Raw genomic sequence first — 15,206 nt, forward strand, 5'->3', positions numbered from 1 at the left:
GGTTAGCGACGTCCACTATATTGCCTTTTTCCACCGGGCTCATTTCTCCCCACCTCCCAGCTTTGACGGACACGTCACATAGTGCTCCCCCTCCACGTGCTCAAGCTCATGCGCCGGCGCCGTAAAGCACCTCTTTGTCCGGCGGCGGCATCTGGGCAGGAACGGGCACGTGGCCGGGCGGTTGATGAGCGACGGCGGCATGCCCTTAATGGGCACGAGCCGCTCTCCCAGCTTCGGCACGCAGCTCAAAAGCCCCTCCGTGTACGGATGCAGCGGGTTGGCCCAGATCTCCCGCACCGTGCCGGACTCCACGATCCGCCCGGCGTACATGACGTTGATGCGGTGGGCATACCGCGCCACGATGCCCAGGTTATGCGTCACCATGACCAGCGCCGTGTGGTATTTGTTCACCATCTCGTAAAGGAGCTCCAGCAGCTGCGCCTGGATCGTCGCGTCCAGGGCCGTGGTGGCCTCGTCGGCGATGATCAGCTTCGGATGGCACAGCATCGCCATGCCCACCATGACCCGCTGGCGCATCCCGCCCGAGAGCTGGTGCGGATAATCGTCGATCCGCTTTGACGGGTCGGGGATACCCACCTGCCGCAGCATGTCGATGCTGCGCTCCCGCGCCTCCTTCCTGTCGATACCAAGGTGCTCGATCATCACCTCGGACATCTGCCGGCCGATCGTCATGGCCGGATTCAAGGACGTCATCGGCTCCTGGAACACCATGGATATCTTGCCCCCGCGGATGGCGCACATCTCCCGGCTGTTCCTGGCGTGCTTTAAGATATCCTCGCCCTCGAACTCGGCCGAGCCGGCCACGATCTTCCCCGGCGGATTCGGAACGAGCTGCATGACGGACAGCTGGCTGACGGATTTCCCGCAGCCGCTCTCGCCCACCAGGCCGATGATCTCGCCCTCGTCCACGTGATAGGACACGTTGTTGACGGCCTTGACGATGCCGCGCTCCGTCCTGAACTCCGTCGTCAGCCCGCTGACGGTTAACAGTCTTTCCATATTCGCTCCTCCCGTCATTTCATTGATGTGCCGCGCAGCTTCGGGTCCAGCGCGTCGCGCAGGCCGTCGCCGACCATGTTGAAAGCGAAGACGAGTATCATGATGGCAAGCCCCGGCACCAGCGACAGCAGCGGCCGCATCAGCAGATATTTATAGCCGTCGAAGCACAGGCTGCCCCAGGCCGCCGTCGGCGGCAGGATGCCGAGCCCCAAAAAGCTCAGCGACGCCTCCTGCAGGATCGCCACGCCCATCATCATCGTCATCTGGACGATGAGCGGCGACAGGCAGTTGGGCAGAATGTGCCGGAGCAGGATGCGAATTTTTCCGGCGCCCATCGACCGCTCCGCCAGGACATAGTCGTTCCGCTTGAGCGACTGTACCTGGCCATTGACCAGGCGGATATACCCCGGCAGCAGCGTGAAGGCGATGGCCAGCACCACGCCGGGGACACCGGCTTTCAGAATGCTTACAATAATAATTGAAAAAATGAGGTTCGGAATGGACATCATGGCGTCTGTCAGGCGCATGATGATCGCCTGGACAGCACCCTCTGCATAGCCTGCGATCAGTCCGATCAATGTGCCGATGGCCGCCGATACTAAAACCGTGACGATGCCGACGGAGAGCGCCACGCGGGAGCCGTAGATGATCCGGCTCAGCAGGTCGCGCCCCAAGGCGTCCGTGCCCAGCAGATGCGCGCCGCCCGGCGCGGCCAGGACGTTGTGCAGGTCCTGGTCATACGGCCCATATGGCGCGATGACGCCCGCGAAGACCGCCATGAGAAGCATCAGAACAACCAAAACAAAACCGACAAAAACGACCTTTCGCTTGAAAAAGACCTTGACAAATCTTTTAAATTCGTTGACCGGAGGAAGCAGTTCTTCCCTGACGACGTCAAGTTCTTCACTCTGGCTTTCCGCCGGCACAGCGGCTGGCGTCTTCTCAAGTTCAATATTCATTCTCCGGCCCCCTATTCATATTGAATACGCGGGTCGATCCAGCCATACAGCAAATCGACGATCAGACTGGAAAAGACAACGATCAGCGTCATCACCAGGGTCACCGCCTGGACGACGGGATAGTCGTTGGCCAGCATCGAATCGACCATCAGCTTGCCCATGCCCGGAATGACAAAAACGGTCTCAACAACGACGGCACTGCCGACGATAAGCCGCAGCATGGTGCCCTGCAGCGTGATGACCGGCATGAGCGAGTTTTTTATCACGTGCCGCAGGATGACCTTTTTCTCATTGAGACCCTTGGCCCAGGCGGTGCGTATGTAGTCCTCGCCCAGCGTTTCCAGGACGCTGGAGCGCATCTGCCGGGCGGTTGAGGCGATCGGCCCCAGCGCAATGACGACAACGGGCATGATGCTCTGCCTGACACTCATGCCGAAATTGTCCCACGGCAGCGTATACCCGTAGCTGGGGAGCCACTTCAGCTTCAACCCAAACAAAAAGATGAACAGAATACCCACCCAGAACTGCGGCGCCGTGATACCGATATTCGCAAGCACCGCGACAAGATTGTCGATAAACTTTCCCCGCCGTATCGCGCTGATCACGCCCAGCAGAGGTCCCACGAGCAGGCTGATGACAAAGGCCGTCAGCCCCAGCAGGAGCGACACCGTCACCCTGCTGGCAAGCTCCTTGCCGATATCGTAGCTGTGTATGATAGACAGGCCGAAATCTCCCTGGACCACCTTGCTCAGCCAGTCGGCGTACTGGACCAGCACCGGACGGTCCAGGCCTTTTTCATGCCGGACCTGCTCGACCTGCTCCGGCGTCAGCGTCACCATCACGTTCTGCGTGACGAGCATATCGATCGGGTCACCGGGGAGCGCTCTGACCAGAATGAAAACGGAGAAGCTCACTAAAACAATAATGACGATTGCATGCAATAATCGCCGAACAATATAACTCAGCATCGTATTCTCCTTTGTACCTGTACAATGATGCTCCCATGAAACGGCGGTTGAGGGGAAGCAGATAAAGGAGGTCTGAAATCTTCCCCTCAACCATGCGCAGTTAGCTGAAGCTCATAACTTCATGGCAATCGTCACTTGGCGAAATAGGCGTTTGCCGGCTGATACTGGGTACCGGCGTCCCATTTGGTAAATTCGCCGCCCTTGACGTACGGCTTGGTAACCCATGTATCCATTTGATTGTAAACTGGGATAACCAGCATATTGTCCGCGGTCAGCTCGGCCATATCCCGGAGCTGCTGGGCGTTGTCCTGAATATGCATCGAATCCTGGATGAGGGTCTCCATTTCATCGGGCGCCCACAAATTCGGATAAATCGTTTGCGTCTTGCCGAAGAAGAAGTTGAACGTGCTGCCGATCTGCGGCAGGGCCCTCACGTGCTGCACCAAAAGGCCGTCCCAATCCTTTCGGATGGCCGTATAGCCGCCGCTGTCGGGGAACTGCAGCTCCGCCTTGATACCGATCTGGCTGAGCATGCTCTGGATGGCGACAATGGTATCTTTATCCGTCATACCCGGCTGTGCGTAAATGGTCGTTGAAAAGCCGTTCTCATATCCGGCCTGCTTCATCAGTTCCTTTGCCTTGTCAAGATCGTAGGTGCAGTTGTAGGAATCGTCGAGGTGCCCCGCCGGGAAGGCGTCCGCCACCATCTGGTCGCCGGACGTCCAGACGCCGAAGCCCCTTGCCGCAACGATGGAGTCACGGTCGATCGCGTAGGAAATGGCTTGTCTGACCTCCGTCTTGCTCAGCGGGGAGCTCTGATCCTTGCTGCTGGGTATCAGGCAGTTTGTACCCATGGGCGCGGAAATTATCGTAAAGCCCAACTGGCGCAGTGTTTCAATCTGCTCGCCGCTTGTGGTCTCGAGAACATCAACGCTTTGTTGGCCGTCTGCCTGCATGGCAATATTTTGCGTCATGGCGTCTCTGATGAACTGGTATTCGATGCCGTCCAGATAGGGCTTGTCCTTCTGCCAGTAGTTCGGATTTTTAGTAAATTCGATCGAGGCGCCCTGCACATATTTCTTGAGGATGAACGGGCCTGTGCCCACAGGGTTATCCTTGGCCCAAGCTTCGCCGTTTTTCTCATACGACTCCTTGGAGATCACGGCGTTTGTGTGCGTTGTCAGGCTTGATACGATGTCGTTTGAATATTGGTCAAATTTAAGCGCGATTTCATAATCGCCGAGCTTTACAATATCCGTAATGGCTGTGCTTACCATATTTGCTTTTTTATCGTTTCGCAGGTTCCACACGGCGACGTCGGCATTCCAGTCGGACCCGTCGGTAAATTTGACGCCCTGCCGCAGCTCAATAACGATCTGCTTGTTGTCAATGTCGGTTTTATAGGATTCGGCGAGGACGGGCTCAAGGTCGCCCGATGCGCTTTGTATAAAAAGCGTTTCGCAGGTGGGCACAAGCAGTATCAGGTCGACGCCGTAAACAAGCCACGGCACGCCGATGGGGTTGGCGCCTTCCGCCGTGCAGACGATTTTCATAACGCCGCCATATTGCGGCGTGCCCTCGGCGTCAGAATCTGCGGACGGGGAAGCCGTCGCCGCCAGGACCGGCGCTCCCGGGGCGGAAGACGATGGTGACGTGTCCGTCCCCGGAGTCTTTGCGCAAGCAAACAGTGAGCAGACTAATACCAATGCGAGAATAACTGCCAGTGACCTTTTCATTTATTTACCTCCTTATTGTTTTAGCAGTACACTGCTAAATCCTACCGACAGCGTTTGCCATGCTGAGTAGATGTGTCAAGCAACCGGATAATTTAATTTGGTCTCACCCTTGATATTGCGGCTGTATCCATTCTAATCAGAAAAGTGCCGATCAGAATCTGCACGAATTCACGAAATAAATTCAATTTCTGAGTGCGTGTTTTATTATAAATTCATAAATTGAAGTTGTCAACACTATAAATTCAAATTTTGACTAAGCAGGACAATAATAAAAGCAGATGCACGATCCGGATAATTGCAGCCTCTTTGCCCTGCCGCTCCGGTTTCTCTGCGTTACGAAAAAAAATTGTTCAAAAATTAAAAATTTTTGTTGCAAAAGTCTCTCTCGGTTGTCGTTATATAGTGTAGCCAATTCCTAACTTGCTGCTACCTTTTTCCTTCTACCTACCTAAATGGGCAAATGCGTTTCCGTTCAGGAAACGCATTTGCTCATTTCAGGCTGTCGGCGGCGGGCCTGTGTACGCTACAGGCTGATGACCGTCAGGGCCTCGTCCAGCTCTCTTTCAAAATCGCCGCCGCGCCACTCGGTATGATAATTTAGGCAGGAGCAGATATAGGCCACCCCGTTTTTCTCAAGCCGCTTCCGATAATGGACATGCCCCATGATGCTGTAGCGCACGCCGGAGCTTTCAAACAGGGCGCCGTATTCCCCGCTTCCCAGAAACGCATTGAAGTACGGCCAGGGCGCCCTGCTTTCCGGCACGGTAAAGCTCCCGTCCGTCACCATATGCGTGACGGCGATGCGCTGCTTGCCCGCGGTATCGGCAAGCTGCTGCTCCAGGCGGTCCAGCATCCGCCGGTGCACCTGCGGGTCCGGCTGTTTCCAATCGATAAAAACGCTGTCCTGCCATGTGCGGTTAAGCATCGATTTTCTCTCGAACTCTTCCTGCGTATATCCTTTATTGCCGAAGGAATAATCGTACCAGCCGATGTCCCCGAGAAGCACCCAACCGCCGGCCAGCGGCACGCTTTTGCCGATCAGGCAGGCCGGGTGCGCCCGATAGCGCTCGTAAAGCTCCGCCGTGCCGGCGGGGTTTTTCTCATCCCGCCACATGTCGTGGTTCCCCGGCACAAAATAGACGGGCCTGCCCGAAAGGGCCGTCACACGGTCGATGAAATCCAGCGTGACGCGCTGGTTGTTGGAAATGTCGCCGGCGATCACAAGGCCGTCCAGCGCCTTTTCCGCCATTTTCCCGGCCAGCCGCTCCAGAACCGGAAAGTCTTTGTTCCTGTCAACGTGAATATCGGAGATAACGCCTATTTTCATATCATGTCACCCCTTGTTCTCCAGGGCAAAATGGCAGCAGGCATAATGGCCCCGGCATATCTCCCGCATCTCCGGCGGTGTCTGACGGCAGAGGTCCCGGGCCTGACGGCATCTTGTGTGGAACGCGCAGCCTGACGGCGGAGCGAGGAGGCTCGGCACCTCGCCCTCCAGAATAATGCGCTCGACGCCCCTGTCGGCCACCGACGGCATGGTTGACAGCAGCGCCTTTGTATACGGGTGCCGGGCGTCGCCGTATATATCGTCCACAGCGCCGTACTCCACCAGACGGCCCAGGTACATCACGCCGAGCCTGTCGCTCATGTACTGCACGACGTTGAGATCGTGGGAGATAAACAGATATGTGAGTTGCCGCGTTCTTTGCAGCTTTTTGAGCAGGTTCAGGATTTGCGACTGGACGGAGACGTCCAGCGCGGAAACCACCTCGTCGGCCACGAGCAGCTTTGAAGCAAGCATCAGCGCCGCCGCGATATTGACGCGCTGCCGCTGGCCACCGCTCAGCTCATGAGGGTAACGGGACGCGCAGCTCTCGTCAAGCCCCACCGTTTCCAGCATTTCGGCCACAAGCCTCTGCCGGGCCTGCTTGCTGTAATCCGCGTTTATCAGCAGGGGCTCCCCGACGATCCAGCCGATCTTCCGTTTGGGATTGAGCGACGCGCTCGGGTCCTGCAGGACAATCTGGATCTCGCGGCGGGCCGCCGCTTTCTCCCTGCCGCTCATGGCGGAAAAGCTTTTGCCGCCGTAACGGATTTCCCCCGCGGTGGGCGGAAGGATGCCCGCCAGCACATGGCCGGCGGTGGATTTTCCGCAGCCCGACTCTCCCACCAGGCCGAAGGTCTCGCCCGGGTAAATCGACAGGCTCAGCCTGTCGACAGCCTTAATCTGCTGTTTTAGGAACGGATTCTTTTTGCTTTTGACGCGGTAATACCTGCTCAGGTCCCGCAGCTCAAGGAGTGGTTCAACAGCGCTCAATAGCTTCACCTCCCGCCAGAAAGCAGCGCACCCTTCTCCCGTTCAGCCCCCGGAGCGCCGGCGCCGCCGAAAAGCAGACGGCGGAGGCCTGAGCGCACCGGTCGGAAAACGGGCAGACGTCCGGCTTTCTTTTATCCAAAGGGGCGACGGCGCCCGGGATGCTGTACAGGTCCCGCCCTCTGTTCTGCGCCGTCGGGATGGACGCCAGCAGCTGCCTTGTATAAGGATGCATCGGATGACGCAGGACGTCCTCCGTCCCGCCCTCCTCGACGATCAGGCCGGCGTACATGACGAGAAGCCGGGAGCACACCTCCTTAACCACGCCCAGGTCGTGGGAAATGAAAAGCACCGTGGCGGACAGCGTGCGGTTCAGCTGCCTGATGAGCTCCAGAATCTGAAACTGGATCGTCACGTCCAGCGCCGTCGTGGGCTCGTCGGCAATCAGCAGCGCCGGACGGTTGATAAGCGCCATGCAGATGACGACGCGCTGCTTCATCCCCCCCGAAAGCTGATGGGGGTATTCCCAGTAAAGCGACGGGGCGCGGGACAGGCCCACCTGACGCATCATGCCGATTGCCGCCTCTCTGGCCTCGGCTCTGCTGCCGGTATGGTGCAGCAAAAACGCCTCGGCGATCTGCCGGCCCACCGGCACCAGTGGATTCAGCGCCGTCATGGGCTCCTGAAAAACGATGGAGATGTCCCGGCCGCGGAACACGCATTTTTCTTCCTCGGTTAAAGAAAGCAGGTCCCGGCCCCGAAAAAGGACGCGGCCCCCGGCCCTTGCCGTTTCGGGCAGCAGCCCCATAATCGACAGCGCGGTCAGGCTTTTGCCGCAGCCGGATTCGCCCACCAGGCCCACCGTCTCGCCTTTTCCGATCTGAAAGCCGACCTGCTCGACGGCCTTGTAATATCGGCCGCCGTTTAAAACCTCGACCGACAGCCCCTGAATGTCTAATAATTGTTCCATGACACCGTCCTCACAGCGTTTTTGTGTCCGTCAGGTCCCGCAGCCCGTCTCCCAGGAGGTTAAAGCCCAGCACCGTGAGCGTGATCATGCAGCCCGGTATAAAGGCGTACCAGGGATTTGTCAGCAGATAGGCCTGGGCCTCGAACAGCATCTTCCCCCAGCTGGGCTGGGGCGGCTGAATGCCGAGCCCCAGATAGCTCAGCCCGGCCTCGGCCAGGATGGCGGTGGAAAAGGCGAGCGTCGCCGTGACGATCAGGGGCGATAACATGTTGGGCAGAATATGGCACGCGATCAGCCTTGGGACGGAGGCGCCGCGGGATTTTGCGGCCTTGATGTAATCCAGCTCCTTGATCTGCATAAAGCACGCCCTGGTGATCCGGCAAAAGCGCGGGACAGCGGTGACGCCCAGCGCCAGAGCCGTGCTCACGCTGCCGGGACCGATCAGGGTGATGAGCACAAGGGCCAGTATGATGCCCGGGAAGGCCATCTGCGCGTCCATCAGGCGCATGATCACCTCGTCCGCCGGGCCGCCGAGATAGCCGGAAACCGCCCCCAGTATAAACCCCGCCGCAAGCCCGATGGCCACCGACGTAAAGCCGACGAAACAGACCGTCTGCGCGCCCTTCATCACCCGGCTGAAGATATCCCGGCCGAAATTATCCGTGCCGAGAAGGTGCTGGAAAGACGGCGGCTGGAATTTTGCCTGGGTGTTCATTTTATTGGGGTCGTACGGCGTGCAGATAAGGCTCAGGATCAGGAGGATCAGAAACAGGCACAGCAGTATGGCACCCACCTTGAAATTCGTGTTGCGCCCGGCTTTTTTAATCATGTTGAAACCTCACGCGCGGCCGCGCTTTCTCTTCGTCATTTGAGGCGGATGCGCGGATCGACGGCCGCATAAAGCAGATCCACGACGAAATTGACGACCACCACGGTCAATGCAAGATAGAATACCAATCCCTGGACAAGCGGGAAATCGCGGTTGCCCACGCCCGATATGATGAGCCTGCCGATCCCCGGCAGGTTGAAGACGTTTTCAACGATGATGCTCCCGCCCAGCACGTCCACCGCGATCATCCCCAGCATCGTGATGGCCGGCAGAAGGGCATTTTTCAAAACGTGCCTGTACAGGACCTTGTTTTTGCCCAGGCCCTTGCTGCGGGCCGTCCGGACATAATCCATGCTCAGCTGATCGAGCATGGTGTTTTTGAGATAGCGGATAACGACGGCCGTCGTCCCGATGGAGATCGCCGCCGCTGGAAGGATGAGCGACCGGAGCGCGCCGGACACGCTTTGAGAAAACGGGACAAAGTCGCCCGACGGCAGCCACCGGAGGACGACGGCAAAAACCATGACCAGCAGAATGGCCAGCCAGAAGGACGGCACCGCGATGCCGACCTGCATCAGCGCCGATATAAAGGTGGGAAGCTTTTTGTTGTTGTTTTTCGCCAGGTAAATGGACACGGGAACGGACAGAGCGACGGTGACGAGCAGGGACAGCGCGGCAAGGGAGGCCGTCACCGGCAGGCTTTGCCTTATCAGCTCGATCACCGGCACCTGGTATCTGACGGACCGGCCCAGATCCCCGCTGAACAGCCCGGCGACCCAGCGGGCATACCGCTGCAGCGGCGGCGCATCAAGCCCCAGCTCCTCCGACAAAGCCTGTACTTGGAGTGGATCTGCATCCACTCCAAGTATGATGGTCGCGGGATTTCCGGGCAGGAGCTGAAACACGCCGAAGATCAGCAGCGATATGATCGCCAGTGTAACGGACGCCGACAGGAGCTTTTTTATGAGATATGCTGCTGTTCTCATCCGGCTAGGATTTGACGTGGATGTCGCTCATGTTGAAGAAGGTCACCGGGTATATCTGCAGGCCGTCCAGCTTCTTTGAAACGGCGAAGATGATGTGGGGGTCCTGAATGAACACGGACGCCGCCTGGTCGACGAGGAACTGCTGGCACTGCTTGTAAAGCGCTGCGCGCTGGCTGATGTCGGTGGTCGCGGCGGCCTCCGTAACCAGCTTGTCGTAATCGGGGTTTGTGAAGTTGAAGTAGTTCTTGTCGTAGGTGCTCGTGAAGCGGTTTAAAAAGTCCTGGGGGTCAAGCTTGCCGCTGTGGCCGATGATGGTGGACTGATAGTCGCGCTTGGTGTAAACGCCGTCGAGCCACTGGGCCCACTCGATCAGCTGGATGTTGACGTTGATGCCCACCTGCGCCAGCTGATCTTTGATCACCTGCGCGGTGTCGATATGCGTCTGGTAATTGGACGGCACCGTGATGGTCAGGTCAAAGCCCTTTTCGTAGCCGGCCTCCTTGAGAAGGCTCTTGGCTTTTTCAATATCCGTTTTATAGGCGGCGATATTGTCGTTGTAATAGGTCGCCATGGACGGGCTGAGGAAGGATTCAACCTTCGTCCCCTTGCCGTCGACCACGGCGCCGATGATCTCGTCCTTATTGACGGCGTAGTTGATGGCCTGCCGAACCTTGAGGTTGTCCAGGGGCTTGACGGCGTTGTTGAGCGCCAGGACCTGCACCATGTTCTGGGGCCCCTGCACGATGCTGAAATCGTCACCCAGCGCCGCGGCGTTCGGCGCGCTGACGCCGGCGATGTCCAGATTGCCGGATTTGAGCGCCATCAGCTTGGCGTTTTCATCGGTCATGATCACGAATTCCACTTTGCCGATCGTCGGCTTGCGCTCGGCGATGGTGGAATAGTTCTCGTTCTTCTCAAGGACGATCTTCTGCCCCTGGATATACTCGACAAACTTATACGGCCCGGTGCCGATGGGCTTCGTGCTGTTGTCGGCATAGCCCTCCTCCTCGATGGAGAGGATGGTCTTGCTCATAAAGCCGGCGTCCCTTTGCTTGAGCGTCAGTACCACGGTGTAGTCGTCCGGCGTTTCGACCTTGACAAGCTCCTGGCTGAGTGTGGAGTTGAGCGGCTTTTCGCCCGTCAGCCCGGCCAGCTTCTCGTATGTATATTTGACATCCTTGGCGGTGCAGTCCTTGCCGTCGTGGAACTTGACGCCCTTTTTGAGCGTAAAGGTGTAACTGAGCCCGTCCGGTGCGGCGGTGTAGGACTGGGCGATGGCGGGAATAAAATCGCCCTTCTGGTCAAAGCCCATCAGCCCCTCGTAGACGTTCATCATGACCGCGGCCGTGTCCGTGGCGGCCGAGAGCATGGGGTCCAGGTTGTCCGGCTCCGAGCCCAGCGCCACCCTTACAGTCACATCAGATGCCGGCGTGCTTTGCGCGGCGCTTGGGGACGCGCTCTCGGTGACCGGCGGGACGCTGTTCTCCGGTGCCGCCTCCTTCTGCGTGGCGGCGCAGCCGGCGCTGAGGCTCAAAATTCCCACCAGCGCCACGGCGATGATTCTTTTGAAATTTTTCATGTTCCTTTCCTTTCTTGTTTTCATGCTCATCTCTCCAATTTAACTTTCATCCATTGCGTTGCCAGAGCAACGCTTCCGTTGTAAACTTCTTCTGCCTGTATAGTTAACTGCTCCAATTCACCGAAGTGAGGCAGGTGTGTCAGAACAAGCCGCCGGACCTCCGCCGCGGCCGCAATGCGCCCGGCCTGCGCGGCCGTCAGGTGATGGGCGGCGCGGCCCGCCTGCTCCTTGTAAAAAGACGCTTCGCAGATCAGGCAATCCACGCCGTGTGAAAATTCCGCTAGGGCCGGAGAATAGCCCGTGTCGCCGGAATATACGAGCGTCGCCCCCCGCGCGTCGGCCACCTTGACGGCATAGCAGGTTACATCGTGGATATTCCTCGACACCGTGAAGGTCAAGGAGCCGATTTTAAAGGCGGGTGCCTCCTCGTAGCTGTACCCCCTACAGTATGGCGCATACGTCAGCCGAGACAGCTCTCCCGGCCCCCAGGCGGAAAAATCCTTGCCGCGCCGCCCCAGCTGCGTGTCAATCATTGCGGCATACTGCAGGCAGCCCAGGTCCGCGCAGTGATCGGGATGATAGTGCGTCAGCACCACGCCGTCCAGCGCGCTGAGCGCGACGCGCTCCTGCAGCTTTGACAGCACGCCGCTGCCGCAGTCCAGCAAAACCTTTGTGTCTCCGTCCTCGATCAGGTAGCCGGACGTTGCGCCGTTCGGCGGCGGATACGCCCCGTAAAAGCCGATAATCGTTAAAGTCATTCCATTTTGTCCTTATTTTTTATTCTTTCAGCAGACCGTAGATCTCTTCGGTGCTCTCGATATTGCGCCTGACCGCCTGCTGCTCCAGCTTGACGAGCTTGGAAATCAGCGCCTGCGCCAGGGACAGCACCGAGCTGTAGGAATCCAGGAAGATGATCGAATCCGTCACGGCGAAAAAGGCCACGTCGGCAAGCTTGGCAAAGGGAGAAAGGTCGCAGTCCGTGAAGACGAGCACCCTGACGCCCCGCTTTTTGGCGAGCTCGGCAATGCGCAGCGTGCTCTTGGAATAGCGCTGAAAGCCGATAATGAGCAGCGCGTCGTTTTCGTTCATGAGGGACAGGTATTCGTAACAATTCGATTTATTGAGCTGCACGGTTTTACCGATCAGGTAGTTTAAGGAAAAGCAAAGATAGGCGGACGCCCCCGAGCCCATCCTGTCCCCGATCACCCAGACGCGCTGGGCGCCGATCAGCATACGGGCGCCCTTTTCAAGCACCTCGTTGGAGTTCAGGCGAAAGGTCTGCACGATGTTACCGACCTCGGCGCTGACGTGCTCGTCCAGCCAGCCCGCCTTGCCGGGCTCATGCGCCCCTTTCAGCTTGAAGTTGACGACGGCCCTGTTTCTCAGCAGGCTGTTCTTCATCTTCATCTTCATATCGCGGAAGCTTTCAAAGCCCAGGCACACGGCAATGCGCTGAATCGTCGCCTCGCTCACCTCGGCCTTCTGGCCGACCTCCCGGGCCGTCATGAAGCAGATCTGCTCCCACTTTTTTCTGATATATATGGTCGCCTTCTGCTGCGCGGGCGTCAGCTGGTCAAAGACCCGGTCGATCCTCTCCTGCAGCGACTCAACGCTTAAATCCATATCCTTTGCCGCCTGCTGGTCCTTATTCAAGATAATCCCGGACCTCCTCTATACTGCGTATCGTGGCCCGGTGGCTGATTTCTTCCAGCCCCAGCCGGCCGTAGGGCGCGATCAAAAGGCATTTGATCCCCACGCCGCCCGCGCCGACGACGTCGTCGTAATAATTATCCCCCACATACATCGCTTCCTCCGCGCGGACGCCCGCCGTCTCCAGCGCCATCCGAAAGATTTCAGGATTCGGCTTTTCTATGCCCACCTCCGAGGAGACCACCGTCACGTCCAGCAGCGCGTCGAGGCCGTTATCCGCCAGGACGCGCCGGCAGGTGTGATCCCAGTTGCTGATCAGGCCGAGCCCCACCCCCTGCCCCTTCAGCCGCCGCAGCAGCTCGTGGGCTCCGGGAACGGGGCGCCATTTGAGGCCCATGCGGCTTTGAGCGTCCGCGAAGATGCGGTAATTTTCCTCAAGGTCCAGCCGGACGCCCAGATTGTAGTTCAGGATTCCAAGGTACCACGGCATGAAGTGGGCGGGCTGCGTCCCCAGGATGTGCGGATAGCGTCGCATGAACTCCTTGTCCGTCAGGTAAACAGCCCGCCTGATTTCCGCCGCGTCCCTATGGATGTCAAAGGCCTTGAGGACCTGCCGGTAAAGCGTTTCAATAGGGGTTTCGACAAGCGTCATTCCCAAATCGAACCAGATATAACGATATTTCATATGCCCCCTGATTGTCGGAAAAAAATTATTATTTAAGTTTTGATTTATTTTCAACATTTTTAAATTTACCGCCGATATGTAAAGTTCCCAATCCCGCCAGGGTTAAGAGCTTGTCAAATACGCGCCCAACGGGCGGCTTATTCCGTCGCGCAAAAAGGCCCTGATTCTTATCGAATCAGGGCCTTTTTTATACGGTGCCCGCCTTAAATTAAATACGCCGATTTTCCACCATGATGCTGAGAATTTCCCGGTCGGTCTTGTGCATGCCCTCGCGGGCCAGGCGCGCCACATTTTCTATCGTGCTGTCCACGCCCTTGGTGACGATGCCGTCTCCGGCATAGAACTGATGGCCGGCCAGGTACAGCTTATAGCCAAAGATGCCGTTGTCCACGGCGGCGGCGATCTTGGCGGCGCAGGAGGGCTTCGCGCCGTCGCAGGTCATGCCGGAAATGACCGCCAGGGCGTTGACGATCGTATGGGCAATTTCGTCGTATCTGCCGCCGTGGAGAAAGGCGATGCCGGCGCCGGCGCCGCACCCGGCGCAGACGGCCCCGCAGAAGGCGGAAAGGCGGCCGATCCCTGCTTTTTGATAAATCGTCACCAGATTGGAGACGACGAGCGCGCGGTACAGCGCCTCACGGCTGTTCCCCAAATGCCCGGCGAATTCAATCACGGGGAGCGACGCGGCCAGCCCCTGGTTCCCGCTGCCGGAAACGATGACCACGGGCAGCTGGCAACCGCTCATGCGGGCGTCGCTGCCTGCCGCGGCGGCGGCCTTGGCGCGGACAACCACGTCGGTACCGTCATAGTGGCTCAGGAGGGTTTTGCCTATCTGCGCCCCCCAATTGCCCGTCAGGCCCTCTCGGGCAATGGCGGTGTTATACGCCACCTGCCTGTCGATAATAGATTCGATATCCGACATACGAACGGCCTCGGCAAAGGCAACGATATCTCGTATATTCAGGACCCGCCGGTCCGCGGCCCCGTCGGCGCCGCCGGCCTCGTCCTCCGCCTGGAAGACCGGCTCGCCGTCCTTTTCCAGCAGAATGATATTGGTGTGCCGGCGGCTGACCACCACGCGGGCGCTGTGTCCGGCCGCAGACAGCCGGAGATCGATATGGAAATTCTCGCCGGTTTCCGCCAGCAGGACCCGGATTTCATGCCTTTCCATATAGTCCCCGATCTCCTGAAAGCGTTCTTTTGAAACCGCGGAAAGCACCTCCAGGGACGCGGCTGGGTCCCCCGCCGCCACACCGGCGGCAACGGCGGCCTCAAGCCCCTTCAGCCCGCCTGTGTTGGGGACGATGACGCTTTTGGCATTCTTGAGGATATTGCCGCTGACGGAAATCTCGCAGCGCTCCGGCAGCAGGCCGAGAAGCTCCCGCCCTTTTGCCGCGGCGCAGGCGACCGCAACGGGCTCGGTGCAGCCCATCGCCGGGATCAATTCCTCTTTTAAAATGTCAAGATAGGCGCGATATATTTCCTGATCCATCCCGGTTCCTCCAAGGCG

14 protein-coding genes are annotated in these 15,206 nt (G+C 58.4%); all 14 read right to left on the minus strand.

Annotation, left to right across the window (positions count from 1 at the left end; genetic code table 11):
- Nucleotides 1–39: 39 nt before the first annotated feature.
- A complete protein-coding gene (locus tag BUB60_RS08235; protein WP_073077653.1) occupies nucleotides 40–1,020 on the minus strand; it encodes an ABC transporter ATP-binding protein in 981 nt (326 codons plus the stop codon).
- 14 nt (nucleotides 1,021–1,034) lie between these two features.
- Nucleotides 1,035–1,979, minus strand: a complete 945-nt coding sequence (locus BUB60_RS08240) for an ABC transporter permease (RefSeq protein WP_084726342.1) — start codon at nucleotides 1,977–1,979, stop codon at nucleotides 1,035–1,037.
- A gap of 11 nt (nucleotides 1,980–1,990) precedes the next feature.
- Entirely contained in the window at nucleotides 1,991–2,947 is a 957-nt protein-coding gene (locus BUB60_RS08245) for an ABC transporter permease (protein ID WP_073077654.1), read from the minus strand.
- A 131-nt stretch (nucleotides 2,948–3,078) separates the two neighbouring features.
- Nucleotides 3,079–4,683 (minus strand): ABC transporter substrate-binding protein, encoded by a 1,605-nt coding sequence (locus BUB60_RS08250; RefSeq protein ID WP_084726343.1) that lies wholly within the window; start codon nucleotides 4,681–4,683, stop codon nucleotides 3,079–3,081.
- 523 nt (nucleotides 4,684–5,206) lie between these two features.
- Nucleotides 5,207–6,010, minus strand: a complete 804-nt coding sequence (locus BUB60_RS08255) for a metallophosphoesterase (RefSeq protein WP_073077656.1) — start codon at nucleotides 6,008–6,010, stop codon at nucleotides 5,207–5,209.
- Between the two features lie 6 nt (nucleotides 6,011–6,016).
- Nucleotides 6,017–7,009, minus strand: a complete 993-nt coding sequence (locus BUB60_RS08260; RefSeq protein WP_073077658.1) for an oligopeptide/dipeptide ABC transporter ATP-binding protein — start codon at nucleotides 7,007–7,009, stop codon at nucleotides 6,017–6,019.
- Nucleotides 6,987–7,967 (minus strand): ABC transporter ATP-binding protein, encoded by a 981-nt coding sequence (locus BUB60_RS08265; RefSeq protein ID WP_073077660.1) that lies wholly within the window; start codon nucleotides 7,965–7,967, stop codon nucleotides 6,987–6,989. The genes BUB60_RS08260 and BUB60_RS08265 overlap by 23 nt, the downstream gene beginning before the upstream one ends.
- A gap of 10 nt (nucleotides 7,968–7,977) precedes the next feature.
- On the minus strand, nucleotides 7,978–8,796 hold the full coding sequence (locus BUB60_RS08270; protein WP_073077662.1) for an ABC transporter permease: 819 nt from the start codon (nucleotides 8,794–8,796) through the stop codon (nucleotides 7,978–7,980).
- A gap of 35 nt (nucleotides 8,797–8,831) precedes the next feature.
- Nucleotides 8,832–9,782, minus strand: coding sequence for an ABC transporter permease (locus BUB60_RS08275; RefSeq protein ID WP_073077664.1), 951 nt, complete (start codon nucleotides 9,780–9,782; stop codon nucleotides 8,832–8,834).
- Between the two features lie 4 nt (nucleotides 9,783–9,786).
- Nucleotides 9,787–11,385 (minus strand): ABC transporter substrate-binding protein, encoded by a 1,599-nt coding sequence (locus BUB60_RS08280; protein WP_242941173.1) that lies wholly within the window; start codon nucleotides 11,383–11,385, stop codon nucleotides 9,787–9,789.
- Between the two features lie 2 nt (nucleotides 11,386–11,387).
- Nucleotides 11,388–12,119: an MBL fold metallo-hydrolase gene (locus BUB60_RS08285; protein ID WP_073077666.1), complete on the minus strand. Its 732-nt coding sequence runs from the start codon at nucleotides 12,117–12,119 to the stop codon at nucleotides 11,388–11,390.
- 19 nt (nucleotides 12,120–12,138) lie between these two features.
- A complete protein-coding gene (locus tag BUB60_RS08290; RefSeq protein WP_084726345.1) occupies nucleotides 12,139–13,014 on the minus strand; it encodes a MurR/RpiR family transcriptional regulator in 876 nt (291 codons plus the stop codon).
- Nucleotides 13,007–13,696, minus strand: coding sequence for an HAD family hydrolase (locus tag BUB60_RS08295; protein ID WP_073078115.1), 690 nt, complete (start codon nucleotides 13,694–13,696; stop codon nucleotides 13,007–13,009). The genes BUB60_RS08290 and BUB60_RS08295 overlap by 8 nt, the downstream gene beginning before the upstream one ends.
- 208 nt (nucleotides 13,697–13,904) lie before the next feature.
- The gene (locus tag BUB60_RS08300) at nucleotides 13,905–15,188 is read right to left on the minus strand and encodes an L-cysteine desulfidase family protein (protein ID WP_073077668.1); all 1,284 of its coding nucleotides are present in this window, start codon (nucleotides 15,186–15,188) and stop codon (nucleotides 13,905–13,907) included.
- Nucleotides 15,189–15,206: the final 18 nt, after the last annotated feature.

It is taken from the genome of Sporobacter termitidis DSM 10068, from assembly GCF_900130065.1.
Classification (GTDB): Bacteria; Bacillota; Clostridia; order Oscillospirales; family Oscillospiraceae; genus Sporobacter; species Sporobacter termitidis.